General features: G+C 46.0%; 25 protein-coding genes. 8 read left to right on the plus strand and 17 right to left on the minus strand.

The window, feature by feature from the left end; genetic code table 11:
• Window positions 1–17: 17 nt before the first annotated feature.
• Complete coding sequence (locus LZG75_RS08665) at window positions 18–1,151, plus strand: mandelate racemase/muconate lactonizing enzyme family protein (protein WP_233937256.1); 1,134 nt, start codon at window positions 18–20, stop codon at window positions 1,149–1,151.
• Here the strand turns inward: LZG75_RS08665 and LZG75_RS08670 are convergent.
• The 4 genes from LZG75_RS08670 to LZG75_RS08685 are packed head-to-tail and all read right to left on the minus strand — an operon-like array spanning window position 1,148 to window position 6,049.
• Window positions 1,148–3,163, minus strand: coding sequence for a TRAP transporter fused permease subunit (locus LZG75_RS08670; RefSeq protein ID WP_233937257.1), 2,016 nt, complete (start codon window positions 3,161–3,163; stop codon window positions 1,148–1,150). The genes LZG75_RS08665 and LZG75_RS08670 overlap by 4 nt on opposite strands.
• A 28-nt stretch (window positions 3,164–3,191) precedes the next feature.
• Entirely contained in the window at window positions 3,192–4,142 is a 951-nt protein-coding gene (locus LZG75_RS08675) for a TAXI family TRAP transporter solute-binding subunit (protein ID WP_233937258.1), read from the minus strand.
• 36 nt (window positions 4,143–4,178) lie between these two features.
• Window positions 4,179–5,099, minus strand: coding sequence for a dihydrodipicolinate synthase family protein (locus tag LZG75_RS08680; protein WP_233924135.1), 921 nt, complete (start codon window positions 5,097–5,099; stop codon window positions 4,179–4,181).
• Window positions 5,096–6,049: a 2-hydroxyacid dehydrogenase gene (locus tag LZG75_RS08685; RefSeq protein ID WP_233924136.1), complete on the minus strand. Its 954-nt coding sequence runs from the start codon at window positions 6,047–6,049 to the stop codon at window positions 5,096–5,098. Before LZG75_RS08685 ends, LZG75_RS08680 begins: the two co-directional genes overlap by 4 nt.
• A gap of 91 nt (window positions 6,050–6,140) precedes the next feature.
• On the opposite strand from LZG75_RS08685, the gene LZG75_RS08690 reads away from it, so the two are divergent.
• Entirely contained in the window at window positions 6,141–7,919 is a 1,779-nt protein-coding gene (locus tag LZG75_RS08690) for an IlvD/Edd family dehydratase (protein ID WP_255698864.1), read from the plus strand.
• Window positions 7,920–7,923: 4 nt separating this feature from the next.
• The gene (locus LZG75_RS08695; RefSeq protein ID WP_233924137.1) at window positions 7,924–8,865 is read left to right on the plus strand and encodes a 3-hydroxyacyl-CoA dehydrogenase family protein; all 942 of its coding nucleotides are present in this window, start codon (window positions 7,924–7,926) and stop codon (window positions 8,863–8,865) included.
• Between the two features lie 7 nt (window positions 8,866–8,872).
• On the opposite strand, the gene LZG75_RS08700 is transcribed toward LZG75_RS08695, so the two are convergent.
• Window positions 8,873–10,078 carry an MFS transporter gene (locus LZG75_RS08700; protein ID WP_233924138.1) on the minus strand — a complete coding sequence of 402 codons (1,206 nt, stop codon included), beginning with the start codon at window positions 10,076–10,078 and terminating at the stop codon, window positions 8,873–8,875.
• A 7-nt stretch (window positions 10,079–10,085) separates the two neighbouring features.
• The gene (locus LZG75_RS08705) at window positions 10,086–10,754 is read right to left on the minus strand and encodes a site-2 protease family protein (protein ID WP_233937259.1); all 669 of its coding nucleotides are present in this window, start codon (window positions 10,752–10,754) and stop codon (window positions 10,086–10,088) included.
• Window positions 10,755–10,782: 28 nt separating this feature from the next.
• Between LZG75_RS08705 and LZG75_RS08710 the strand changes: the two genes are divergently transcribed.
• From LZG75_RS08710 to ygiD, 3 genes are all read left to right on the plus strand, one after another.
• Window positions 10,783–10,947, plus strand: a complete 165-nt coding sequence (locus LZG75_RS08710; protein ID WP_233924140.1) for a hypothetical protein — start codon at window positions 10,783–10,785, stop codon at window positions 10,945–10,947.
• Between the two features lie 94 nt (window positions 10,948–11,041).
• Window positions 11,042–11,179 (plus strand): hypothetical protein, encoded by a 138-nt coding sequence (locus tag LZG75_RS08715; protein WP_233924141.1) that lies wholly within the window; start codon window positions 11,042–11,044, stop codon window positions 11,177–11,179.
• A gap of 11 nt (window positions 11,180–11,190) precedes the next feature.
• Complete coding sequence (ygiD, locus tag LZG75_RS08720; RefSeq protein WP_370634817.1) at window positions 11,191–11,970, plus strand: 4,5-DOPA dioxygenase extradiol; 780 nt, start codon at window positions 11,191–11,193, stop codon at window positions 11,968–11,970.
• A 36-nt stretch (window positions 11,971–12,006) separates the two neighbouring features.
• Here ygiD and LZG75_RS08725 read toward each other — a convergent pair whose 3' ends face one another.
• The 7 genes from LZG75_RS08725 to LZG75_RS08755 form a co-directional block, all read right to left on the minus strand.
• On the minus strand, window positions 12,007–13,005 hold the full coding sequence (locus LZG75_RS08725) for a tripartite tricarboxylate transporter substrate binding protein (RefSeq protein ID WP_233937260.1): 999 nt from the start codon (window positions 13,003–13,005) through the stop codon (window positions 12,007–12,009).
• A gap of 59 nt (window positions 13,006–13,064) precedes the next feature.
• Entirely contained in the window at window positions 13,065–13,586 is a 522-nt protein-coding gene (locus tag LZG75_RS08730; RefSeq protein WP_233937261.1) for a chromate transporter, read from the minus strand.
• Window positions 13,583–14,122, minus strand: a complete 540-nt coding sequence (locus LZG75_RS08735; protein WP_233937262.1) for a chromate transporter — start codon at window positions 14,120–14,122, stop codon at window positions 13,583–13,585. Before LZG75_RS08735 ends, LZG75_RS08730 begins: the two co-directional genes overlap by 4 nt.
• Window position 14,123: 1 nt before the next feature.
• Entirely contained in the window at window positions 14,124–15,098 is a 975-nt protein-coding gene (locus LZG75_RS08740) for a D-2-hydroxyacid dehydrogenase family protein (RefSeq protein WP_233924146.1), read from the minus strand.
• Window positions 15,099–15,117: 19 nt separating this feature from the next.
• Window positions 15,118–16,491, minus strand: coding sequence for an MmgE/PrpD family protein (locus LZG75_RS08745; protein ID WP_233937263.1), 1,374 nt, complete (start codon window positions 16,489–16,491; stop codon window positions 15,118–15,120).
• Window positions 16,492–16,519: 28 nt separating this feature from the next.
• The gene (locus LZG75_RS08750) at window positions 16,520–17,524 is read right to left on the minus strand and encodes a tripartite tricarboxylate transporter substrate binding protein (protein WP_233924148.1); all 1,005 of its coding nucleotides are present in this window, start codon (window positions 17,522–17,524) and stop codon (window positions 16,520–16,522) included.
• 94 nt (window positions 17,525–17,618) lie between these two features.
• On the minus strand, window positions 17,619–18,395 hold the full coding sequence (locus LZG75_RS08755; protein WP_233924149.1) for a sulfurtransferase: 777 nt from the start codon (window positions 18,393–18,395) through the stop codon (window positions 17,619–17,621).
• Window positions 18,396–18,576: 181 nt separating this feature from the next.
• On the opposite strand from LZG75_RS08755, the gene LZG75_RS08760 reads away from it, so the two are divergent.
• Together LZG75_RS08760 and LZG75_RS08765 are read left to right on the plus strand one after the other, a co-directional pair.
• Entirely contained in the window at window positions 18,577–19,593 is a 1,017-nt protein-coding gene (locus LZG75_RS08760; protein WP_233924150.1) for a tripartite tricarboxylate transporter substrate binding protein, read from the plus strand.
• A gap of 46 nt (window positions 19,594–19,639) precedes the next feature.
• Window positions 19,640–20,191, plus strand: coding sequence for a carboxymuconolactone decarboxylase family protein (locus LZG75_RS08765; protein ID WP_233924151.1), 552 nt, complete (start codon window positions 19,640–19,642; stop codon window positions 20,189–20,191).
• On the opposite strand, the gene LZG75_RS08770 is transcribed toward LZG75_RS08765, so the two are convergent.
• Genes LZG75_RS08770 through LZG75_RS08785 form a run of 4 tightly spaced genes read right to left on the minus strand, consistent with a single transcriptional unit; the run spans window position 20,163 to window position 22,973 of the window.
• The gene (locus LZG75_RS08770) at window positions 20,163–20,663 is read right to left on the minus strand and encodes a hypothetical protein (RefSeq protein WP_233937264.1); all 501 of its coding nucleotides are present in this window, start codon (window positions 20,661–20,663) and stop codon (window positions 20,163–20,165) included. The genes LZG75_RS08765 and LZG75_RS08770 overlap by 29 nt on opposite strands.
• A complete protein-coding gene (locus LZG75_RS08775; RefSeq protein ID WP_233937265.1) occupies window positions 20,656–21,504 on the minus strand; it encodes an FAD:protein FMN transferase in 849 nt (282 codons plus the stop codon). The genes LZG75_RS08770 and LZG75_RS08775 overlap by 8 nt, the downstream gene beginning before the upstream one ends.
• Entirely contained in the window at window positions 21,505–22,044 is a 540-nt protein-coding gene (locus LZG75_RS08780) for an FMN-binding protein (RefSeq protein WP_233937266.1), read from the minus strand.
• A gap of 11 nt (window positions 22,045–22,055) precedes the next feature.
• Window positions 22,056–22,973: a DUF6662 family protein gene (locus LZG75_RS08785; protein WP_233924155.1), complete on the minus strand. Its 918-nt coding sequence runs from the start codon at window positions 22,971–22,973 to the stop codon at window positions 22,056–22,058.
• Window positions 22,974–23,108: the final 135 nt, after the last annotated feature.

The raw sequence follows: 23,108 nt of genomic DNA on the forward strand, positions 1-23,108 counted from the left end.
TTTTTTAAGAGAGCCCCATGCCTATTATTGAATCGGTTCAAGTTGCTGTCATTGCTGTTCCTTTAGATCAAGTGACTTCATTCTCAACCCGTACGGTTTCTGAGCGCCATTATTGTTTGGTAAAAGTGCGTAGTAAAGAGGGGCTTGAGGGTATCGGTTTTTGTTATGTTGGTAGCGCCGCTGGTGAGATTGCCAAGATTGCCGTAGCGCAATTACTGGCCCCCAAATTGCTAGGTCAAGAAAGCCACCGAAGTGAAGGGTTGTGGTTAGACATGTATAACGAATCAGTATTACAGGGTCGTACAGGTTCGGTGATGCGTGGCATTTCTATTTTAGATAATGCCCTTTGGGATCTGAATGCCCGTTCCGCTAGCTTACCTTTGCATCTCTACTTAGGGGCAGTGGTCAATGATCGGGTGCCCGCCTATGCTAGTGGCGGTTACTATTTGGCAGGCAAGACTCCAGCCAAATTAGGTAAAGAAATGGAGTCCTATCTTAAGTTAGGTTTTAAAGCGGTCAAAATGAAAGTAGGTCGCCTCTCGCCACGCGAGGAAGAGGCGCGAGTGAAGGCGGCTCGTCAGGCAATTGGCCCCGATATTTTATTGATGTTAGATGCCAATAATGCTTGGCGCGACCTACCTACTGCTTTAGATTATCTACGGCGGTTTGAGGCTTATGACCCATATTGGATTGAAGAACCCTTTTCACCTGATGCCATTGATTTGCATGCCGCTTTAGCCCGTAGCACCATGATTACCGTAGCCACTGGAGAGATTGAGGCTGGCCGCTGGCGCTTTCGTGAGCTCATTGACGCGGGTGGTGCAGGCATTTTACAAAGCGATGCAGCGGTTTGTGGTGGCATTTCAGAATGGCGGCGCATTGCGAATTATGCCGATGCTAAAGGCATCACCGTTTGTCCACACTGGTTTCATGATTTACACGCACCGCTAGTAGCAGCTACACCAAATGCGCGGTTTGTCGAGTTTTTTGCTGACGATCAGGTGCTTAATTTCCGGCGCCTTATCAATAAGCAATTAAGCTTCAACAACGGCGATTTAATTTTGCACCAAAGCCCTGGTTTAGGTTTTGAATTTAATGAAGTGGAAATTAAAAAGTTGGCAGGTAAATTAGCGTGGACTACCATCACTTAAGTAATCTGGGATCGCTGGATTCGGAAGTGTCGCAGAACTTGGGTTGCTAGAACGACCGCAAAGCCAATAAAGCCAATTAAATCTGCTTCAGTTGATGGGTAAGCTAAGGCCACACCCGAGATCACCATAATAGTGCGCTCGAGCCATTTAGTCTTTTCAATAAACCAGCCTTGTAAGCCGCCGGCCAAACAGACAACACCAATTGCGGCGGTAAAAGAGACCCAAGCAATATCAGCCCAATTCGCTTTGCTTAAGGCCTCCATAGACCCCATCAGCAGTAAAGAAGTGCCCGACTTGTCTAAAGTAAACATAAAGGGCACCAAAATAGCTGGCGCAACATACTTCCACGTTTGCATGGTGGTTTTGTAGGGATTACCTTTACAAATAGCCGCCGCTGCAAAAGGCGAGAGCGCGGTAGGTGGAGATACTTCCGAAAGTACAGCGTAATAAAAAATAAACATGTGGGCAGCAAAAGCCGGCACACCTAAATTAATTAGTGCTGGGGCTGCAATAACTGCGCAAATAATATATGAAGCAGTTACTGGAACAGCTAGACCAACCACCCAAACTACCAGAGCCGTAAAAATAGTGGTTAGTAATAAAGAGCCACCGGCATATTGAATAACGATGGTACTAAATTTAAGACCTAAGCCAGTCAGGGTGACTGTGCCAACAATTAAGCCCGCGCCAGCGCAGGTCACCGCAATGGCTAGAACGCCAGTAGAGCCAGCGGCTAGGGCTTTAATTAAGTTAGATTGATACAGTCCTGATAGGAAGGGCAATTTACCGGTAAACCAGGCATACGGAATAATTGCGGTATCTCGCCGCAGCATGCTTGACGCAGCTGATACCACTGTAGCCCAGAAGACCGACATGATGGGAGAAAAACCATACATCATGAAGACCACAATAGAAATCAAGGAAAAGAAGTGGTACCAGTATTTTTTGGCTAAAGACCAGGCACTTTCAGCTGTTTCAAAATGAATATCTTTCATGCCGTATTTACGTACATCAATTTCAACCATGACAAAAAGACCAAGATAAAATAAAACCGTAGGAATACTAGCCATTAGCAGTACATCGAGATAAGAAATTTTTAAGAAGTCAGCAATCAAAAATGCTGCCGCCCCCAATACCGGCGGCGAGATAATGGCTCCCAGCCCGCCTGCAGCCAAAAGACCGCCAGCCGCATTGCGTTCATAACCCACTTTTTCGAGCATTGGCGCTGCCACTGAGCCAACGGTAACAGTTGTTGCAACTCCAGAGCCTGATGGGCCGCCAAGTAAAAATGACGATAAGACGATGGTGCGCCCCACACCCGACGATTTACCACCCATAGCAGCGAATGAAAAATCGATAAAAAATTTACCCGCACCAGTGAACTGTAAAAAAGCCCCAAAAATAGTGAAGAGAATAATTAAGGTTGCCGAAACATCTACAGCTGTGCCATAAATACCTTCAAGCGTCATGTACATATAGCCTACGAGGCGATCTAGGTCGTAACCTTTGTGTGTCCAAGGTGCAGGTAAATGATTGCCAAAAAGGGCATAAAGTAAAAAACAGACCGTAACCGCGACTAAGACTAAGCCATTGGTGCGACGCACAGCCTCTAGAATCATTAAAATTAGTGCAATGCCATACATTACATCCGTGGGATTAGGGGCTGTATTACGATCAGCAAACTCATCGCCACTACTTAAGATGTAATAGGCAATCACAATTGAGCCAACGGCTAACAGCACATCCCACCACATCAAACGATTTTTAAAGCGATTTAAAAACGGAAAGCTGAGGAATACCAAAAACAACACAATACCCACATGCACCGTGCGCAGTACTTGGGTAGGCACGATGGCATAGGCCGCGTAGAGGTGAAATAGCGACATGCCAACTGCCGCCAAAGTAATAAAGGTTGCTAACCACCCACGGTAATCATTTGCATCACCTTCTTCTTGTTTGATAAATGACTCAAGTTTGGCTTGAGTGATGTTATCAATGGGCACTTGTTCCATGATTGACCTAATTAAATGAAGCGGGTGATTAATTCAAATTTAATTTCTTTTCTTTGAAGTACTTTAAAGCACCAGGATGGTAGGCTACTGGCGTAGATTTGGTTTTTTGATTTTCTAAAGTGACGTTAATGTATTCCTGATGGGTCCGCACTAAATCGAGTTTATGATCAAAAATGGTTTTGACAATTTGGTAGGCTTCTGCATCTGACATATTAGCGTTGACAACCAAAATATTGGCCACCGCTGCCACTTTGTTATCTTTGGCCATGCCGCTATAAATTGTTTTTGGAATGACGGTAGGAAAATAGAGGTTGCCATACTTTTTATTCATCGCAGCGACTTCATCTGCATTATCAATCATGACGATTTTCATGCCAGGACTATTGGCTAAATCAGTAACTGCTGCAGTTGGCAGACCACCAACCCAAAAGAAGGCATCAATTTTCCGATCTTTGATTGCGTTGACGGATTCAGCAACACTGAGGCGTTCGCGTTTCACATCTTTATCTTTATCCAGCCCAGCTGCCTCGAGCTCACGAAAGGCCATAATCTCAGTAGCGCTACCTGGGGCTCCAGTGCTTACTCGCTTACCTTTTAAATCTTTCATGGTTTTAATACCAGTTGACTCTACTGTGGCCACGTGCATTAAATTGGGATAGAGTACTAAGAGCGTACGTAAGTCGACTTTTTTATTTACAAATTTACCTTCACCCATTTGCGCGTCTTTAGCCGCATCGGCCATTGAAAATCCAACATACGGTTTTCCTGTGCCAATCAAATTCAAATTGTCAACCGAGCCACCAGTGACCTCAGCAGTAGCCGACATATTGGGAATATATTTAGAAAGCACCGCTGCAAGCCCGCCGCCCATGGGGTAATACACCCCCCCAGTACCACCAGTGGCAATTGATAAATTTTCCGCTTGAACACTAGAAAAACAGAATGCAGTAAGTACAAAAAGTAATTTAGATAGTTTCATAAAGTGTCTCCAAAGAGGAAAATAAACGTGGGGAAATCACAGTCCAGGCATGGTGAAATTAATGGCTGCTAATTCAGCAATTAATTTTTTCTGCTGCTCAACTGGCAAGGTGACGAGAGGTGGGCGCATACGTAACCAACCTGGATCTTTACTGAAGTGGGCAACCACTGCTTTCATGGCGGCCATTGGGGGATATTGCATAAACACTGCGCGCACCTTGTCTAAAGCCGCCTGACTTTCATCAGCATAAGCATCTTCCCAGTGGGCGCCTAAATCGGCAATGGCTTTTGGGTTGATATTAGCTGTAGCAGAAATACAGCCCACTCCGCCAGCGCGCATGGTACGCAGTAAAAATATTTCGCTGCCCGCATACACGCGAAAGCCAGTAGGAGCTAATACTTTAATCACCGATTCAGTGTAATCCCAGTCGCCCGAACTGTCTTTAATGCCGACTACGGTTTTTGGAAAGGCCTCGACTAAGCGTTCGAGCAAATCTAAGCTCAAACCAATTTTGCTCACAGGCGGGATGTTGTAAACATAAATTTGTAAAGCGCTATCACCAACTTTTTCAATCACTTCAGCAAAGTAAGCAAACAATCCATCGTCTGAAACATCTTTATAGTAAAAGGGCGGCAACATTAAAACGCCGGCACATTTAGCCTTGACTGCAGCTTTAGTCATGGTGACAGCATCATCGACGGAGCAAGCACCGGTACCTGGCATCATTTGGCTTGGATCGAGCCCGCCCGCCAATAAATCATCAAGTACCCGCAATTTTTGGGTGGCCGACATGGAATTTGCTTCGGAATTAGTACCAAAAACGGCATGCCCAACGCCATTTTTTGATAACCATTGACATTGTTTTAATAAGACTTTGGAATTGGGACTGCCATCTGCGTTAAATGGAGTTAACACCGGCGAAAGAATAGTTGGCAGGGAAGAGGCAATCGTTTTCATAAGGTCTCCAGATCAAATGGTATTGGGGTAAGAAGGGGCTGCTGTTGAAAAAAAGCGTCGAGATTATCGAGGGTTAAGTTTGTCATGGCAATGCGGGTTTCATTCGTACCGCTAGCCATATGCGGCGTGAGTACAACATTGCTATATTTAAAAAATTCAGGATTAGGAGTGGGCTCATTTTCGAATACATCTAAGGCGGCTCCAGCAATCAGCTTATTTTCTAGTGCGTGTAAGAGCGCGGCTTCATCTAGCACACTGCCACGGGCAATATTAATAAAATAAGCGGTGGGTCCGAGGGCCTTAAACACCGCCGCATTCGCGATTTTTGCGGTGCTTGGCCCAGCGGGGCACAGCATGATCAAAATATCACTATTGGCAGCTAAGCTGACGATATCGCTATAGTAGGTGTAGGGCACATTTTTTTGATTCGGACCGCAATAACTCAAATGGACTTTAAATGGCTTGAGACGCTCAACCAAATCGAGGGCAATACGGCCAAGGCCGACGATACCCACCCGCTTGCCAGCCAAACTGCTAGTTAAGGTGTAGGGCCCGTTACTCCAAGTGCCGGCACGTAAATACTGTTCTGCAGCGGGTATTTGGCGCATTAATGCCAACAGCAAACCCACTGCCAATTCGCAGACTGCATCATTAAGAACCCCAGGTGTATTGCTAGCAATAATATGTTTTTGCTGCAAGTAATCTAGCGGCAAATTATCGTAACCAACCCCACAATTGGCGATAATTTCTAATTTTGGCAATTGTTCTAAAAGGCTAATGGGAAGAATAGTAGGCGAGCGGGTGAGGATCGCCTTAAATACACCAAGGGGCGGTTTATCGAGCGGATTAAGTAACTTACCATAGTTACCATGACCGATCCGGCGATCGATTTCCGCTTGCATGGGGCCTGAAAATGGGCCGACTTGGAGCACCGAATTGACGGGAATCATGTCTCTTTATGTTTTTTTGAAATAATGGCACATTGTAAGTGTTTTCTTAATCCTGCTACCCTGATTCATTCACCACTTTTGGGGCAAACCATTGAGCAATTCCGATCCAGCCAAGACTACCTCCCGCGGCATGCTTAAGGGGCTGACACGCTATGGCGATGCGGGATTTTCACTATTTTTACGCAAAGCCTTTATTAAGGCGATGGGTTATAGCGATAGTGCCCTCGACCGCCCAATTATTGGCATTACGAATACCTTCAGCGACTTTAACCCCTGTCACGGCAATGTGCCCCAAATGATTGAGGCTGCCAAGCGTGGTGTGATGCAAGCTGGCGGCATGCCGATGGTTTTTCCTACTATTTCGATTCATGAGTCTTTTGCCTTCCCAACCAGTATGTACTTACGTAATTTGATGGCTTTAGATACGGAAGAAATGATCCGTGCACAGCCCGTTGATGCAGTGGTGTTAATTGGGGGCTGCGATAAAACGATTCCAGCGCAATTAATGGCTGCAGCTAGCGTATCAGTGCCAGTTATTGTGATCCCCACAGGACCCATGCTAACCACCACTTATCAAGGCGATCGTTTGGGGGCTTGTACGGATTGTCGGCGTTACTGGGCAAAGTTTCGTGCGCATGAAATCGATCAGACTGAAATTGATGCAGTGAATGAAAAATTAGCCCCGACGACGGGTACCTGCATGGTCATGGGAACGGCTAGCACGATTGCCTGCATGACTGAGGCTGCCGGCATGAGTTTAGCGGGAACGGCAGCAGTACCCGCAGTGATGGCTGAACGCTTTCGTCTTGCCGAGTTCACTGGTCGGCGTGCAGTCGAGCTGGCGCAATTACCTGATCCTAGTACATTTTCTAGTCAGGCCATTTTGACTCCACAGGCTTTTACGAATGCATTTACCGTATTGCATGCGATTGGTGGTTCGACCAATGCCTTGATTCACTTCACTGCCATTGCCGCACGCCTAGGAATACAGATTGACTTAGAGGCGATTGACCGTTTAGGTCGTCATGTGCCAGTTCTGGTTGATTTAAAACCGAGTGGTAGCCATTACATGGAACATTTGTACGAAGATGGTGGCTTGATGGCGATCTTGCAAGAATTAAAACCCCATCTCTATTTAGATTGCCTGACGATTAGTGGTCGCACCCTAGGCGAAGAAATAGAATCAGCACAAAATAATAAAAGTATGGCGCGTCATAAAAAGGTGATTCGGATCGCTGCCGAGCCGATCTTCCCTGTCGGAGGTTTAGCGGTCTTAAAAGGCAATTTAGCCCCGCGCGGAGCCGTCATTAAACACTCGGCTGCGACCCCTGCTTTATTGCAGCATCGCGGTCGCGCTGTGGTATTCACCTCTTTAGAAGATTTAGCTTCGCGTATTGATCGCGATGATTTAGATGTACGAGCGGAAGATATTTTAGTGTTACAAAATGCGGGTCCAAAAGGCGCCCCAGGAATGCCCGAGGCGGGATATTTACCTATCCCCAAAAAATTAGCCCAAGCTGGAGTGAAAGATATGGTGCGTCTTTCCGATGCACGGATGAGTGGTACTGCCTTTGGCACGATCGTTTTGCATATTACTCCAGAGGCTGCTGAAAATGGACCACTTGCAGCGGTACGTAACGGTGACATGATTGAATTAGATGTACCTAAGCGCAGCATCACACTGTTAGTCGATGAGGCAGAAATTAAGCAACGTTTAGCCGAGTTAGTCGCCCCTGAAGCACGCTTAGAGATTCCAGCGACAGGTTATCGTCGGCTTTACCAAACGACTGTTACACAAGCCGATGTGGGCTGTGATTTTGATTTTATGGTGCCTGTAGCAACTCGTTCTGCACCCCTAATTAAGGAATAGTGTGATGTTATTTACTCCAGCTGAAACTAAAGTATTAATTATTGGCGGCGGCACGATGGGCGCTGATGTGGCAACCGTATTTGCCCGCGGTGGCTGTGCTACGCAAGTATGTGAACTCACCACCGAACGCCGTGCAGCTTTACCTACTTACTTTGCTAATCAAATGATCGAGTTGGGCTACGAGCAGCGCATCCATCTTTTGACGACAGCAGGCTCGTTGAATGACGTCGATTGGTCTGAAGTCGATTTAGTCGTTGAGTGTATTCCCGAGCGCTTAGATATTAAACAAGCCTTATTTATTGAATTAGAAAAACGCGCTAAAGCTGAAACAGTCTTAGCGAGCAATAGCTCAAGCTTTCCAATTAGCGCGATCTGTACAGATTTAAAAACGCAAGCTCGTATGATTGGACTACATTTTTTTATGCCAGCGCATTTGGTGCCCTGTGTCGAAGTTGTTTATGGTCCAAAAACGTCACCTCTTGTCGGCGAAAGCCTGTCACGCCTCATGACGGCATGCGGCATGGTGCCAGTGAGGGTAAAAAAAGATTTACCTGGTTTTTTAGCCAACCGGCTGCAACATGCTTTATCACGCGAAGCCTTTTGGATGGTGGATGAAGGTATTGCAAGTTTGGAGGATATTGATAAAGCGGTGCGCTTTGGCTTTGGCTTTCGTTATTTAGCTGCTGGCCCCGTGTTACAGCGTGATCATGCCGGCCTTGATATTCATGCCGCTGCAGGCGCGAGCATTTATCCATCGCTTAACAATTCTCCACAAATTGCGCAATGCTTAGCAGAGCCTGCAGCCCATGGCAAATTGGGCATGAAAACCGGTGAGGGGTTTTTTCAATGGACGCCAGAAACGATTCGAGCAGAGCGAGAGCGCTATAACAATCTTTTAAGGGCTAGCTTGCAATTAATTCAAAAAGAATTACCTGAAATTAAATAAATTATTTTTAAGATAAATCGGCAATATGTAAGCGGCGCAATTGTGGTGCAAGATAGTAAGTGCAGGTTACCACTGCAATTGTGGCAATTCCGCCAAAAATAATTGAGGGCACTAGACCCATTAAGCTGGCAGCAATGCCTGATTCGAGTGCGCCGAGTTCATTCGAAGAGCCAATAAAAATACCGTTGATAGCACTGACTCTGCCACGCATTTGATCCGGGGTAGTGAGCTGCATAATCGAACCGCGAATGACCACCGATACTGAGTCACAGCAGCCCGATAGCATTAAGAAGCTTGCCGCTACCCATAACTCAGTCGACAGCCCAAAGCCAACAATGGCCAAGCCAAAGCCCGCAACCGACATTAATAAATAACGGCCCGAGTTATAAAGCATGGGTTTGCGAGCCAAGATAACGCCTGTAATCACTGCCGCGAGTGCGGGTGAGGCACGTAAAATACCTAAAGTTTCTGGTCCAGCATGTAAAACTTCTTTCACAAAAGCTGGCAAGATTGACACCGCACCCCCCAGCAAAACTGCAAACATATCGAGGGCCATTGTCGCTAAAATTAACTCGTGCTTACGAACATAATTAAAGCCCTCTAAAAAACTCGTAAAAAAATGAGCCCTTACCGTGCTGAGCTGCGGTTTTTGCGCTTGAATAAGCCAAGCACCATACAAGCCGACTCCAGCGCAGAGTCCAGCTAGACAATAAGTCCACGATAGACCAGCAAAGCCAATGAGTAGGCCGCCGATACCGGGCCCCGCAACCACACAAATTTGAAATACCGAAGAAGCGAGCGCGGTGTAGCGGGTGAGTTCTGCACGCGGAATAATTTGGCCAAAGATGGCCGTATACGAGGGGCGCATCAGCGCTCTACCGATACCTAGAAAGGCAACTGCCGTATAAATAAGGGGTACTGGTGGACTCATTAAATTGAGCGCAATAGCCACCAGAAAAAAGGCCACACCGATATGAATAGAGCAGGCAATGGCCGCAATCAAACGTCGCGAGTAGGTATCGACTGCGTGACCTGAGTAAAGCGCAAAAGCAAAGTAGGGTACTAGCTCCGCTAAGCCAACTAACCCCAGTGACACCACGCTATTCGTTAGCTCATAGATATGCCAACCCACTGCAACCATGATAATTTGGTAGTTGAGGGTGACGCCTATGCGGTAGATTAAAAGCGTTTGAAAAGCTTGGCGAGTGGACATCTCGAGTTTATGCTCCAAAGAGGAGTCGTAGCGGCGAAGTAATGAGGGTGAGCAACCAAATAAAAAAAGCACTGAGCGGCTGCATCCACCAAGTGGTAATGAAACCGGTGAAAGCTAAACCGAGCACAATAAAAAATCCCCAGGGCTCTATTTTTCCTAAAGCAATGGATTGACGCACTGGTAAGAGGCCAGACAAAATTCGGCCACCGTCTAATGGTGGCAAGGGAAATAAATTGAACACTAGCAAGCCAATATTCCAGAGCACCCCTGCTTTAGCCATGGAAATAAAAAAAGTCTCATCGATACCGAATCCTTGCAAGGTAATCCAGAGAATGGCCCAGACGATGGCTTGGATAAAATTCGAGCCGGGGCCAGCCAAAGCAACCCAAATCATATCGATTTTGGGGTTACGTAAATGGTCAAAGCGAACAGGTACTGGTTTCGCGTAACCAATTAAAAACGAAGACCCCATTAAAATAAGTGCTAAGGGGATTAAGATGGTGCCCACCAAGTCGATGTGCTTGGCTGGGTTAAGGGTCACTCGGCCTAGCATGTATGCCGTGTTGTCGCCAAAACGCTTAGCCGCATAACCATGGGCTGCCTCATGTATGGTAATGGCAAAAATGAGCGGAATTGCATTAATGGCGACAGCTTGGATAGAATAGTCAGTAATCATGACAATATGATATCGATAGGAGCAAATTGTGACGGAAGAAAAGAAACCAGCAAGTAAGAATCCAGCCAAGCCAGCGGCGGGTAAACCCCCGGCACGTCCTGTAGCGAAAGGCCCACAGAGCTTAGGCGGGCGTCCGCAGGCAGGCTTTGGTGGCGGCAAGGGCATGATGCGCAAGGCTGGCCGTGGGCGTTAAGAATCACGAAGCGAGGCGCTTAGGTGGCAGAAGTAGGAGCTTGGCTTCTGAATAGGGGATAATTCAAATATGAGGAATGCACTAGGGGATCAAAATGAATGAATGGCATGGTGAGGAAAAATCGGCAATTAATCGTAAGATTATTGTTTTAGTTGTAATGCTTGCGGTAGCAACGAGCTTGGCTATTTTGTTTGCGATTACTGCTGCCCATATTGGATACGTTTTTAGATAAACGTTAACCGTATACAGTTACAACCCCTTGTTTTTCTTGGCCATGGAAGCCCTATGTATGCGCTTGAGGCTAATCGGCATACCAAAGCTTGGGCCGAATTAGGAAAAAATCTCCCTCGTCCCGACGCGATTTTAGTCATTTCAGCCCATTGGTTAACCCGCGGCGTTTGGGCTACCGCAATGCAAATGCCCCAAACAATTCATGATTTTGGTGGCTTTCCAGATGCCCTATTTCAGTTGCAGTACCCTGCTCCTGGCAGCCCTAATTTAGCGCAACGGGTAAAAACCTTATTAGCACCGCTGACCGCAGTGGTTTTAGAAGAAAATGAATGGGGTATCGATCACGGTGCTTGGTCGGTACTGCGCTACCTCTATCCTGCAGCCGATATACCAGTAGTGCAAATGAGTTTAAATGGCGGCTTAGACGCGCAAGGCCATTACGATTTAGCTCGTCAATTAGCCCCCCTGCGAGCAGAAAATATTTTAATTCTGGCGAGTGGCAATGTAGTTCATAACCTACGCCTCATTCATTGGCAGGCAGATGCTACCCCTTATCCTTGGGCTCTGGAGTTTAATCATTTCTTTTTACAGGCGTTGCAAGCAAACCAGTATCAGGCTTTAATTGACTACGAAAGTCTTGGTGAGGCGGCCCGCTTAGCGATTCCAACACCTGAGCATTATTGGCCGGCACTTTATCCGCTAGCTTTACAGCAGCCAGGTGAAAAAGTTACTGTCATTACTGATGGAATTGAAATGAGCTCAATTAGTATGTTGAGCTTCATCATCCACTAGGACCCCTATTTTTTGACCCTAGTGGCTGTCCCAAATTTATTCAGGCTTGATGTTATGAGCCTTTACTACTGCACTCCACTTAGCCGCTTCTGCTTTAATCAGTGCTGCAAAGTCTGCCGGTGTACCACCGCCAATTTCATTACCTTGCGCAAGCATCAATTCACGAAACTGGGGATCTTTTAATGCTTCGTTGGCCACTGCATTGAGTTTATCAATAATTGCTTTGGGTGTGCCTTTGGGGGCGACCAAACCTTGCCAATTGAGCACCTCAACTTTGGGGTAGCCAAGCTCGGTGAAGCTGGGGATATTAGGCAACAAGGGTGAACGTTTTTTGCTGGTAATAGCCAAGGCGCGTAATTTATCGCCTTTAATGCTTGGCATGGCCGAATACATTTGATCAAACATCATATCAACATTACCCGCCATTAAATCGGTTAGACCTGCAGACCCACTTTTATAAGGTACATGAATCATTGTTATACCGGCGCTATCCATAAATACTTCAGCTGAAAGTTGGTGGCTACCACCGATACCCCCAGAAGAAAAAGTCAGAACACCAGGCTTTGCTTTAGCCGCAGCAACAATATCTTGCACAGTTTTATAGGGCGATTTAGGATTAACCACTAAAACTAAAGGCCCTTTTTCGATTAATACAATCGGTACGAGATCGGCTTCAGGATCGTAGCGTAAATTACCAAATAAACTTTTATTAACGGCTAGGGGGGCAAAATTCCCCATGCCGATGGTGTACCCATCTGGCGCAGCCCGGGCAATAAATTCGGTACCAATATTACCGCCAGCACCAGCTTTATTTTCCACGATGATGCTTTGCTTCAAAATTGCGCTCATGCGCAGGGCAATTTGACGGCTACGTGAATCTGCACCGCCACCAGCACCATAAGGCACGATGAAATTAATCGGCTTAGTGGGATAGTCTGCTTGTGCATGACTAAGGCTGATATTGCAACTAGCACCGATTAAGCCCAGCGCAATGAAGGCAATTCGAACCCAAGGCCAATTGTTTAGTTTAGACATATCTTGCTCCGCGTTTTGAAGATATTGCGATTAATTGAGTTCAAGTGAAATAGGAATACTTAAATAATACCGAATAAACCGCATAGGGCGCCCAGCAAAATAAGCCATAAGGGGTGCCAAGGCGTTAGCAGCATGATAGCAAGGGTGCCCAGAGTAATGACATAAGCTACGACCCCATGATTAATTTGCCAGGATATTTGCCACGCGGAAGCAAGCACTAAACCAATTGCGAGGGCCGCCGCCGCATACTGAATAGCTTGCTGATGTTGCACATTTTTCATACTCTGAATATAGCGTTGTAACCAGAAAATAAGAATAGAAGAGGGCCAAGCAATAGCCAGAGTCGCCACTAAGGCTCCCACTACGCCGTAAACATGCCAACCAATTAAGGTGACAGTCATAAAGTTAGGGCCTGGGGCTGCTTGTGCAATGGCAAAATAGTTGGCAAAGGTTTGGGCATCAATCCAATGCTCTTGGTTGACTGATATATCGTAGAGCACGGGCAGTAAGGCATTGACGCCGCCAAAGGCAATTAAAGAAAAAGCCGAGAATTGAAGAAATAGACCGAGAAGGACGCTCATGGTTGCTTGACCTTACCCCACGCGAGCCACAAGCCCAGCGGCAGAGCGATAAGTACCACCCAGCCAAGCGCTAAGTGAAATACGGTTGCTGCGACAAACGTGACTGCTACCACAATGAACATCAGCGGATAGTGAAATCCATCGCGCATCATTTTGAAGCCAGTGGCGGCAATTAACCCTACGCCAACTGCAGAGATGCCACGCAAGACGCCTTGGACTGCAGTCAGGTAGCCGTACCGATCATAGAGTGCCGCCAACACCAATACCAAGCTAATTGGACCCAGCATCAAGCCTGCTACTGCGGCAATAGCACCTTTGACACCAGCAAAGCGTGAACCAATGCAAACGGCTAAATTCATAATATTAGGCCCAGGCACGATTTGACATATACCTAATATGGCGTTGAACTCATGCGCGGTTAACCATTTATTTTGTTCAACAACCGTCCTGCGCGCCCAAGGCAGCACGCCCCCAAAGCCTGATAATCCAATTTTGGTAAAGCCAATAAATAGTTGTTTGGGACTGACTGATTTCAAGTTAAGGCTTAAATGGATGCGGTAGGGGTTTGTTATCGAGCCAGGCCATTAAGGTTTGTGTGATGCCGTCAGCAAAGGCGGCAAAAATAGGTTCGGCAATAAAGCCTAAGTGGGGCGTAACTAATAAATTGGGGGTTTTACGCAAAGGATCACCAATAGGTAGTGGTTCAAGATCAAATACATCGATTGCGGCTTGACCTGGGTGACCATCAGCCAAGGCCGCAGGCAGGGCTTGCATATCAATTAAGCTAGCGCGCGAGGTGTTCACCAGAATGGCATCGGACCGCATCAGAGCTAATTTTTCCGCGTTGATTAAACCTTTGGTATGAGGCCCAGCTACTAAATGCAGGCTGACGACTTTTGCGGTACTAAGTAGCTCATCAAGAGTGACAGATTTTGTGTTCTCAGCTGCTGCGCGCTCTACAGTCATGCGTGGGCTCCAAGTGACCACTTCCATGCCAAAGGCTTGGCCGACGCGGGCTACTCGACTACCAATCGCACCTAAACCAATAATGCCCAAGCGTTCGCCACTCAGCATTGGCAGAACAGATAGTGCGTCACGCCAGCCACCTTGGACGATTAACTGATTTTGTTCAAGCAGGCGTTTAGAAGCACCCAAAATTAAAGCCCAAGTTAATTCGGCAGTAGTTTCTTTTGATGGTCCACCAGGGGAACAAGCCATAGGAATATTGCGCTCGACTAGCGCAGTAGCTTCAAGAGTGCCATTACGCTCGCCAGTAAACATCAAAAATTTGAGTTTATTTAAGCGCTTGAGGAGGGCTTTATTTAAGGGCGCACGGTCGCGTACAATCGCAATGGCATCAGCATCTTTAATTACCTCAAAGAGCGCCTCATCGCGAAGCGGTTGATGATGGAAGCTTAGATTCGCACGTTGTTCAAGTGCATCCCAATTTGAGAAACGGCGAATGGCTTGCTCATAGTCACCTAGAATGACGATATTTGGACGCGTTTTCATCTGCATATTTCCTCTAGTGTTACGAAGGAATACTTAAGCGCAAGATGGTGTGTAAATCGGGCGCTTTACCCAGACTCCATAGTGCTGCAATTAATTGCTGGGTTTTTTCTTTGCCAATAATGGGCTCCGCCAAACTGGTAAATTTAGCTTCGAGTTGGGCATCGCTCATGGGATTTTCAATCGATCCAATTGCATGTTCAACAAACACATGCACTTGCTGCCCACTTTTTAAGAAGGCCGTGACATCAACTGCTGCTTCGCTGATTGAAGCATCAATCGTGGCATGAACTTTATCGCGCAAAGCAACGACATCGGCACGGGTAACGATGTCATCAGCATATTCACTTTCAGCGGCTTGACCAAAAATAAGCCCAACAGCACAACCATGATAAACACTAAATTTACCCTCAAGACCCCGCTGCGGGGTTTTCTTGCCAGTTAGTTCTAACACTAAAGGATGAACTTTTATTTCAAGGCGTTCTACTTCATCTGGCTTCACGCCTTGCGCTCTAAGTTGTACACACGCATCGATACTTGGATGAATCACAATGCCGCAAGCAAAAGGTTTATAGGTATTAAGGGAAATTTCAAATACCTTACCTAGACCGCGCTCGATTTCAGACCAATCGGCTTTGGTTGAAACGGTCTGGACATATCCTCGACCAGCCTCAAGCGCTTTACTGCTAGCAGTAAAGCCGTGTTTTGCTAATAAAGCTGAAAGTTGACCTGCTCGTGCCGCTCCACCAGGATGAAATGGTTTAGTCATCGTGCCAAATTGTTCCCGCATCCCAATGGGTTGCGAAGCGGCAATTCCGAGTGCCATGGTAGTTTGTTGGGCATTGAGCCCCATTAAGCGAGCACTCGCTGCGGCTGCGCCTAACATTCCAGTTGAGCTGGTAATGTGCCAACCACGATGGTAGTGATCGGGATACATACACTTACCAATCCGACATTCAACATCAATCCCTAAAACCAGCGCATCAATCAGCTTACGACCATTGGTATTAATATGTTCGCCTAAAGCCAAAATAGCGGAGGCTACGGGTCCAGCAGGATGAATCACAGTTTTTAAGTGGGTGTCGTCAAAGTCGAAGGTGTGCGAACTAATGCCATTAATTAGCGCCGCACCCGCCATATCAACCCGTTCTTTGCGGCCCAGAATAGTGGCTTGTGGGGCGGGTTGAAATTCTTGAATTGCCGCTAATGATGTGGCAACGCTTTCGTGTTGAGCTGCGCCAATTGCACAGCCGAGCCAGTTTAAAAAAGTGCGATGGGCTTCATGTTCGACTTCAGGAGTCCAGCCCCGACTGGGATGCTTGGCAACAAAATCAGCCAGAATTTGGGTAACCGGTGGGGCGTTAAGATCGGCTGCTGCTTGAATTGTGTTTGACATGATGGGTTCTAGCGCTTTATTTAATTATTTATTCGATTTCGATTTTTCGGTCTTTGACAACTTTAGTCCAGCGGGCAATGTCGTCGGCCATATAACGCCCAAATTGGCTGGATGACATGGGCATGACTACTAATGCTTCGCTGGTTAACTTCGCCGCAAACTCGGGATTATTTAAAACCTTATTCAATTCCATGTTTAATTTATTGACAAGAACTTCAGGCATTTTTGCGGGACCAACAATACCGTACCATTGTTGACCTTCAAACCCAGCGTAGCCGAGCTCTTTAAAAGTGGGCACATTGGGAATCGCCGGGTTTCGGTTTGGGCCAGTTACGGCAAGCGGGCGAATTTTATCGGTATCAATATAGGGCAGCGCAGCAAAGAGTGCGGGAAACATCGCTTGGGTTTGCCCACCCATTAAATCAGTAAAAGCCGGAGCAATTCCTCGGTAAGGAATGTGAACTAAATAAATACCCGACTCATTCTTAAATTGTTCCATTGATAAATGCGTGAGAGTACCAGGGCCAGCTGAACCATAACTTAATTTAGCGGGATTTTTTTTAGCATAGGCAATAAATTCTTTCACGTTCTTTGCGGGTATGGACATGTTTAAAACGAGGACATTTGGAGTTGCGCCAATCATGCCAATCGGCGTGAAATCTTTAATTGCATCATAAGGAAGCTTGCGGACTGCAGGGTTAGTGCCATGGGTGCCGACATAACCAATCATCAGGGTGTAGCCGTCAGGAGCAGCTTTGGCAGTCGCTTGCGAGGCAATAATGCCGCCCCCGCCAGTGAGGTTCTCAACGATGATGGTTTGCCCTAAAGCATGACCTAAGCGTTCAGCCACAGTGCGGGCAATTTTATCAAGGCCGCCACCAGCAGCAACTGGTGCTAGCAAACGAATCGATTTATTAGGGTAGGGAGCAGGTTGTGCTAGCCCAGATAGGGACCAACCCAAAGTAAAACAGCCCAGCGCAACTATTTGTATAGATAAAAAAATCGGCGGTAGCCGATTAACTAGTTGGTTCATGAATTTATCCCCGAATATTATGCTTATTATGTTAATTATATTTCTTGTTCTATTTTTTTTAAGACTTTGCTGAGAGCTAGAAATATTTACAAGGTTATTTTACTATTTTAATCCGTTGTTTGCGGATCGATTGCTCAAGACCAATAGTTGCAAGATTTGGCTCGAGTGCTTCACGTTCGTCGAAAACAAAACAGGTGCCCTGATAATGATTTGACCCGACTTCTTCAAAATACTTCAAGATCCCACCCTCTAATTGATAGCTATGTTGGGCACCTAATTCACGCATGTAGATACCCGATTTTTCACAGCGAATTCCGCCCGTACAAAAGCTGACGACGGTTTTATTTTGTAAGTCTGCAAGGTGCGGCTGAATTGCGGCAGGAAAGTCACTGAATTTTTCAAGCTGCAAGTTCAGGGCATTTATAAAAGTACCGTATTCCACTTCAAAGCCATTACGGGTGTCGAGCATGACTACTGGTCGACCCAGATCATCGGCACCACGATCTAGCCAAGCACATAACTGTTGAGGGGAAATAAATTGGGCGCGACCTTTTTTAGGTTGAATGGTGGGATGATTCATGCGGATAATTTCTGCTTTAATTTTGATCAGCAATCGACGAAACGGTTGCACATCAGACCAACTTTCTTTCGCTTCAATTTGGGCAAAGCGCGGATCATTCCGTAGCCAAGCGACAAAAGTACGCACGGCATTTTCAGTGCCCGCGAGAAATAAATTGATACCCTCAGGTGCAAGTAAGATGGTCCCCTTCAAATGAAGGCGCTCACACTCTGCCAAAGCGCTTTGGCGCAATTCGCTGGGATTTTCAATCTCCACAAATTGGTAACTAGCAATATTTAAAATGGGCGACATACCCTATTATCAAACAAGATGAATACTGACTATCGAGGGCGCACTGCGCTAGAGCGCGAAGGCGGTTAAACTGAGGCGCTTGCTTGCTGGCGAGGCTTAGTCTAAACAAGCCTATTGTCAACCCTAAGCGAGCCCAAACAAGGTATAAAGATCCGCAAAACGCTGTATTTAGGAGATGAGTATGAGTTACCGAAGCAAATTAAAAACCTGCCTTTTTAGCTTTATTTTTGGCCTTGCAGCTTGTTTGCTCGGGTTCAACGCCTTTAGCCAAACCAGTCGCATTGCTGCTGGCTTAGGCACTTGGCCGACCCAAAAACCAGTGCGTCTGATTGCGGTTTTTCCTCCTGGCGGTTCGGTTGATCAGGTGGCGCGAATTTTGGCGCCCGCTATTCAGGCTGAACTCAAACAAAATGTGATTGTGGAAAATATTGGTGGTGCTTCTGGCGTAATCGGTACTGGGGCGATGGTGCGCTCAGATCCTGACGGTTACACTTTTGCAATTGTTTTTGATACACATGGCGTGAATCCTAGTATCAAAGATAAATTACCCTACGACACCATCACTGACATTGCGCCAGTTACCTTAATTGGCACCTCAGCTATGGTCTTGGTAGCTAGTAAAAACTCGGGAATTAAAACTTTTCAGCAATTAGTGGAAGAGTCGAAAGCCAAGAAAAAGTTTAACTATGGCTCAATTGGGGTCGGTAGCTTAGGGCATTTAGCCATTGCGCGTTTAGCCAAAACTGCAGGCTTTGATTGGGTACACGTACCTTATCGGGGGGGTGGGCCTTTAATGCAAGATATTCTGGGTGGCCAGGTGCCCCTTGCTATTGGCTCGGTGTTTTTAGTCAAGCCGCATATCGATAGCGGTGGTGTTATTCCTTTGGCAGTCACTACTACTAAACGTACTGCCGAATTACCGAAAGTTCCCACGATTGCAGAAAGTGGTTTCCCGGGATTTAATGCGCCAGCATGGTGGGCGGTATTAGCACCGGCTAAAACGCCACCAGCGATTGTGAATGCGATGAATCAAGCGGTTACTAAAGCGCTAAAAAGCCCAGCAGTCGCCGATAAATTGCGCGCTCAAGGCATTGAGATTGTGGCTGGCGGACCCGAAGCTACTAAAGATTGGATTGGTAAGCAGATTGCCCTATGGGGTAAGTTTGTGATCGAAAATGGTATTAAAGATACGCCTTAATTAATACCGTTCATTTAGTCACCTTATTTCTCCAGAAAGCTAACTGATGACCAATCGCGCCATTGACTATCAACCACTTGATATCGCAGAACCGGCTGAATTAGTGGCCGCAATTCGTAAACGTCGTGGCGGACAATTGATTAATTTAGACCGCATGCTTTTGCATAGCATTCCTGTGGCACGGGGCTGGAACGCATTTATTGGTGAAATTCGGGAAAATTTATCGCTGGATCCAAAGCTACGTGAATTAGCAATGTGTGGTGTGGCCGTGTTAAATGGTGCGGAGTATGAGTTTTTTCATCATGCTCCGCCATTTCGTAAAGCCGGCGGCACCGAAGAGCAAGTAGAGGCCCTACGTCACATTGGCGAGAGTAGCTTTCCACAAGAGCGTTTTAATGCAGTAGAACTTGATACTGTGAAGCTCACTTTACAAATGACGCGTGATGTAGTGGTGGATAAAACCGTTATCAACCATTTACAAAAAGCCTTAGGCAATACGGCAGTGGTGGAATTGGTAAGCGTGATCGCCGCCTACAATATGGTTTCACGTTTTCTCATCGCGCTTGATATTAACCCTGAAGATCATCCCCCCGCTTAAGCGCGACACTACATTTGCTCCCTGAGCGCTTCACAATATGGCAGTAAGCAATTAATATGCTTAACACTCCAATAAGCCAATGTGCAGTAATGACCCATTCGCGAGTATCGCCACTGCCGTAATAGAGTAATTGACCAGAGATCATTAGCACCATCAGGACTGTAGTGAAACCAAGTCCACTGAGAATATTTTTATTCAAATGCAGGCCAAGCCGAATATGTAGGGGCAGAGCGGCACCAAAAATAATCGTGACTGCCATTGCCGATACCCCATGCAAAATAAGTACCCATCGATTAGCCACAAAGCTAAGTTCAGTAGCCCATTCTTGAATAAGCAGATAGAGAAGACCGCTCCCCATGCAAATACAAAAACTAGGATAACTTAAGTGCCTCTGCCAGTTTGGCATCACCTTAAGAGTAGATTTTGTTAAAGACTGACTGGGCGACTTCATTTTTGGAGCAACTTTATTCATGGTAAAAAATCACAGGTTTAGCGCTAAATCGCTCAAAGCAGGGATGCCTTACATCATTTGAAAGTATCAATACCTTAGTTAAGGCATCGGCATGTACACACTGCGGCGCTATAACTGAATAGGAATGGGGTGAGTCACTTCGTAACCCTGCTGTAGGGTGAACAATGCCTTGACGTTCTGTTTGTGCTTGATCGTGGCGATAAAAATAATTAGCTGAACTAGCAACTGCACCATTTTGTAATTCACCTAACTCGATCAAACTTTGCCATTGATGCGGCAGGCGAATATAAATTTTTTGTCCACTTGCGCCAAATACTCTGAGGTCTCCTCCAGCATTTACACAACCTGCAGCAACCCCTTGTTGCAGTAAATTTTCGACCGCACAGTCGACCGCATACCCTTTTGCAATACCACCTAGATTTAAGCATAAAGGTCGTTTTGCATAAACTAGGCCATTGGGAAGAAATTCCAGATCAGCCAGATCACCAAAGGCTGCCCGCGCTTTTTTTAATTTAATGGTGCGCTGACCAATTCCGCAGTTAAATAAACCAGCAGAGTGCACAAAGATCTGTTGGGCAATTAATAAGATTGTCTTTAATTCAGTCGAGATGCTTAGTGGCCTTAAATGTACTAAGCGATTGAAATGTGAAAGCTCACTGTCGTCTGCATAAAAATTTAGTCTGCTCTGGATCTCGCTAATAGTAGTAAAAGCTTTTTCGATGCAGTATTTAAGATCGCGATATGCAATCGAATGTCCTGTGTAGGTATGCGCAGATATATCCACATAGGTGCCTAATAAGGGTTTACAGCGCTTTAAACTTCGCCAATCAGTTTGGTTCATTTAGTTGGCAACCTTAAGCGCTATTTCATAGAAATGCATCACCCGCTTTACACCATCAGTAATGTGCTTACTAGAAAGAGTAGCCCCTGAAATATTTTGGATATCGCGATTGAGTTTAAGCGGGTCTTGCGCTGTTTTACCTACAAATTGTTGGCGCCATTGCTGCTCAGCTACTTCATAGCCATATGATTCTCGGTACTCTAAAATTTCAACCCCCTGAATGCGTCCTGTAGAGCTTATACCAACGGCATAGCTAATCATTTCATGTTTGCCAACGACTTCATCGACTATAAGATAGTTACCTGCTTGATCATGCCAAATGTGCTCACCGCGAAAGGGGTAGTGCACCCCAGATATTTTTTTCATGCTGGCTTGAAGTGAAGAATGAATAATCATCGGCTGCAAAGTAAATTTCTTACTAGGAAAGATGATTTTTTGCGCTTGTTCGGCCGAGATATAAATCTTGGCGTGGGCGAGGCTAGCCCCACTAATAACGCTAGCCCCCGTCAAAAACATAATTGAACTAGGTTTCCAAAGCATGTTGCGATTTCTTAGCTAAATGGAAAACCAATTTTGGCAATAATTTCATTCGTGCCATGGCTATCCCAGACATTGCCTCCAGAGCACTCTGCCGTACCTTCACCCATGCATTGCCCATCTATTTGGTAACGCCAAGCAAGGGTGGCCCACCAATTTTTATCCGCATAGTGCAAATTGGGCCCAATGAAGTTAGCGGTTTGCACTTGGTTTTGCCAGAAATAGCTGTTGTAATCGGTGTGATATCGATACTCAATACCAGCTGACCATTTAGGCGCAAATCGGTAGCTTGCCCCGAGTAAAACATCAATTAACGATTCAGGAATGGTTTCGCCAGTCGATTTCAACTGCTCATTTTCTAAGACGAGGTTGCCGGCCAAAATTAAACGATCATCAATAAAGTTAGCTTGCACTAGAAGGCGCGACTCAAATGCATTTTTCAGTTTTCCTAAAGTAGGTTCTAAATAAATTCCCACGCCAATAGGTTGAGTAACAGGGTTGGTAATCCGCCAAATACCTTCTAATGAGCCGCCATCTAAGCCAGTTTTACCGTAGCCATCAAATTCATTGGCACTATCTGGAACCCCGTACCCAGAAGTACAAGAGACGGCATCACCACAAACCTCAGGATTAAGGTAATTTTGCGAGGCATCAACTGAATAGGCATTGAGATAAGCCGCCACTTGAATATCATCAGTTAGGCCGTATTCCAGCTCAGAACGCGAATACCAAAAATCGTATTTCCCGTTCGCTTGACCAGTTGTTAATTGCAAGCGTTGCTCAAACTCGAGGCTACCTTTGGGTTGTAAATCAAGGGTATAAATCCACCCAAATAGGCCTTCACCCGCACTTGCTAAACTACTGACTGAAATTAGGCCAGCACAGAGGTATTGTTTTAGGCCTAGCGGGAATGATTGTTTTCTTACTGCCATTATTTCTCCTTGGTGAATACGTTGATGAACTGAGTGGGTGAGGAGAAATTCTAAATGAGAACAATTATCAACTACATAATTGTGGGATTATTCGGATAAGAAAAAAAGAGGTTAAGCTATGCGCATGAAGCAAAA

The sequence above is a fragment of the Polynucleobacter sp. IMCC30063 genome, from assembly GCF_021395235.1.
Classification (GTDB): Bacteria; Pseudomonadota; Gammaproteobacteria; order Burkholderiales; family Burkholderiaceae; genus Polynucleobacter.

Bases quoted from the DNA above. Each gene is read 5' to 3' on its own strand.
- LZG75_RS08665 (WP_233937256.1), top strand. From the start codon at position 18: ATGCCTATTATTGAATCGGTTCAAGTTGCTGTCATTGCTGTTCCTTTA.
- LZG75_RS08670 (WP_233937257.1), bottom strand. From the start codon at position 3,163: ATGGAACAAGTGCCCATTGATAACATCACTCAAGCCAAACTTGAGTCA.
- LZG75_RS08675 (WP_233937258.1), bottom strand. From the start codon at position 4,142: ATGAAACTATCTAAATTACTTTTTGTACTTACTGCATTCTGTTTTTCT.
- LZG75_RS08680 (WP_233924135.1), bottom strand. From the start codon at position 5,099: ATGAAAACGATTGCCTCTTCCCTGCCAACTATTCTTTCGCCGGTGTTA.
- LZG75_RS08685 (WP_233924136.1), bottom strand. From the start codon at position 6,049: ATGATTCCCGTCAATTCGGTGCTCCAAGTCGGCCCATTTTCAGGCCCC.
- LZG75_RS08695 (WP_233924137.1), top strand. From the start codon at position 7,924: ATGTTATTTACTCCAGCTGAAACTAAAGTATTAATTATTGGCGGCGGC.
- LZG75_RS08700 (WP_233924138.1), bottom strand. From the start codon at position 10,078: ATGTCCACTCGCCAAGCTTTTCAAACGCTTTTAATCTACCGCATAGGC.
- LZG75_RS08705 (WP_233937259.1), bottom strand. From the start codon at position 10,754: ATGATTACTGACTATTCTATCCAAGCTGTCGCCATTAATGCAATTCCG.
- LZG75_RS08715 (WP_233924141.1), top strand. From the start codon at position 11,042: ATGAATGAATGGCATGGTGAGGAAAAATCGGCAATTAATCGTAAGATT.
- LZG75_RS08725 (WP_233937260.1), bottom strand. From the start codon at position 13,005: ATGTCTAAACTAAACAATTGGCCTTGGGTTCGAATTGCCTTCATTGCG.
- LZG75_RS08730 (WP_233937261.1), bottom strand. From the start codon at position 13,586: ATGAGCGTCCTTCTCGGTCTATTTCTTCAATTCTCGGCTTTTTCTTTA.
- LZG75_RS08740 (WP_233924146.1), bottom strand. From the start codon at position 15,098: ATGAAAACGCGTCCAAATATCGTCATTCTAGGTGACTATGAGCAAGCC.
- LZG75_RS08745 (WP_233937263.1), bottom strand. From the start codon at position 16,491: ATGTCAAACACAATTCAAGCAGCAGCCGATCTTAACGCCCCACCGGTT.
- LZG75_RS08750 (WP_233924148.1), bottom strand. From the start codon at position 17,524: ATGAACCAACTAGTTAATCGGCTACCGCCGATTTTTTTATCTATACAA.
- LZG75_RS08755 (WP_233924149.1), bottom strand. From the start codon at position 18,395: ATGTCGCCCATTTTAAATATTGCTAGTTACCAATTTGTGGAGATTGAA.
- LZG75_RS08760 (WP_233924150.1), top strand. From the start codon at position 18,577: ATGAGTTACCGAAGCAAATTAAAAACCTGCCTTTTTAGCTTTATTTTT.
- LZG75_RS08765 (WP_233924151.1), top strand. From the start codon at position 19,640: ATGACCAATCGCGCCATTGACTATCAACCACTTGATATCGCAGAACCG.
- LZG75_RS08770 (WP_233937264.1), bottom strand. From the start codon at position 20,663: ATGAATAAAGTTGCTCCAAAAATGAAGTCGCCCAGTCAGTCTTTAACA.
- LZG75_RS08775 (WP_233937265.1), bottom strand. From the start codon at position 21,504: ATGAACCAAACTGATTGGCGAAGTTTAAAGCGCTGTAAACCCTTATTA.
- LZG75_RS08780 (WP_233937266.1), bottom strand. From the start codon at position 22,044: ATGCTTTGGAAACCTAGTTCAATTATGTTTTTGACGGGGGCTAGCGTT.
- LZG75_RS08785 (WP_233924155.1), bottom strand. From the start codon at position 22,973: ATGGCAGTAAGAAAACAATCATTCCCGCTAGGCCTAAAACAATACCTC.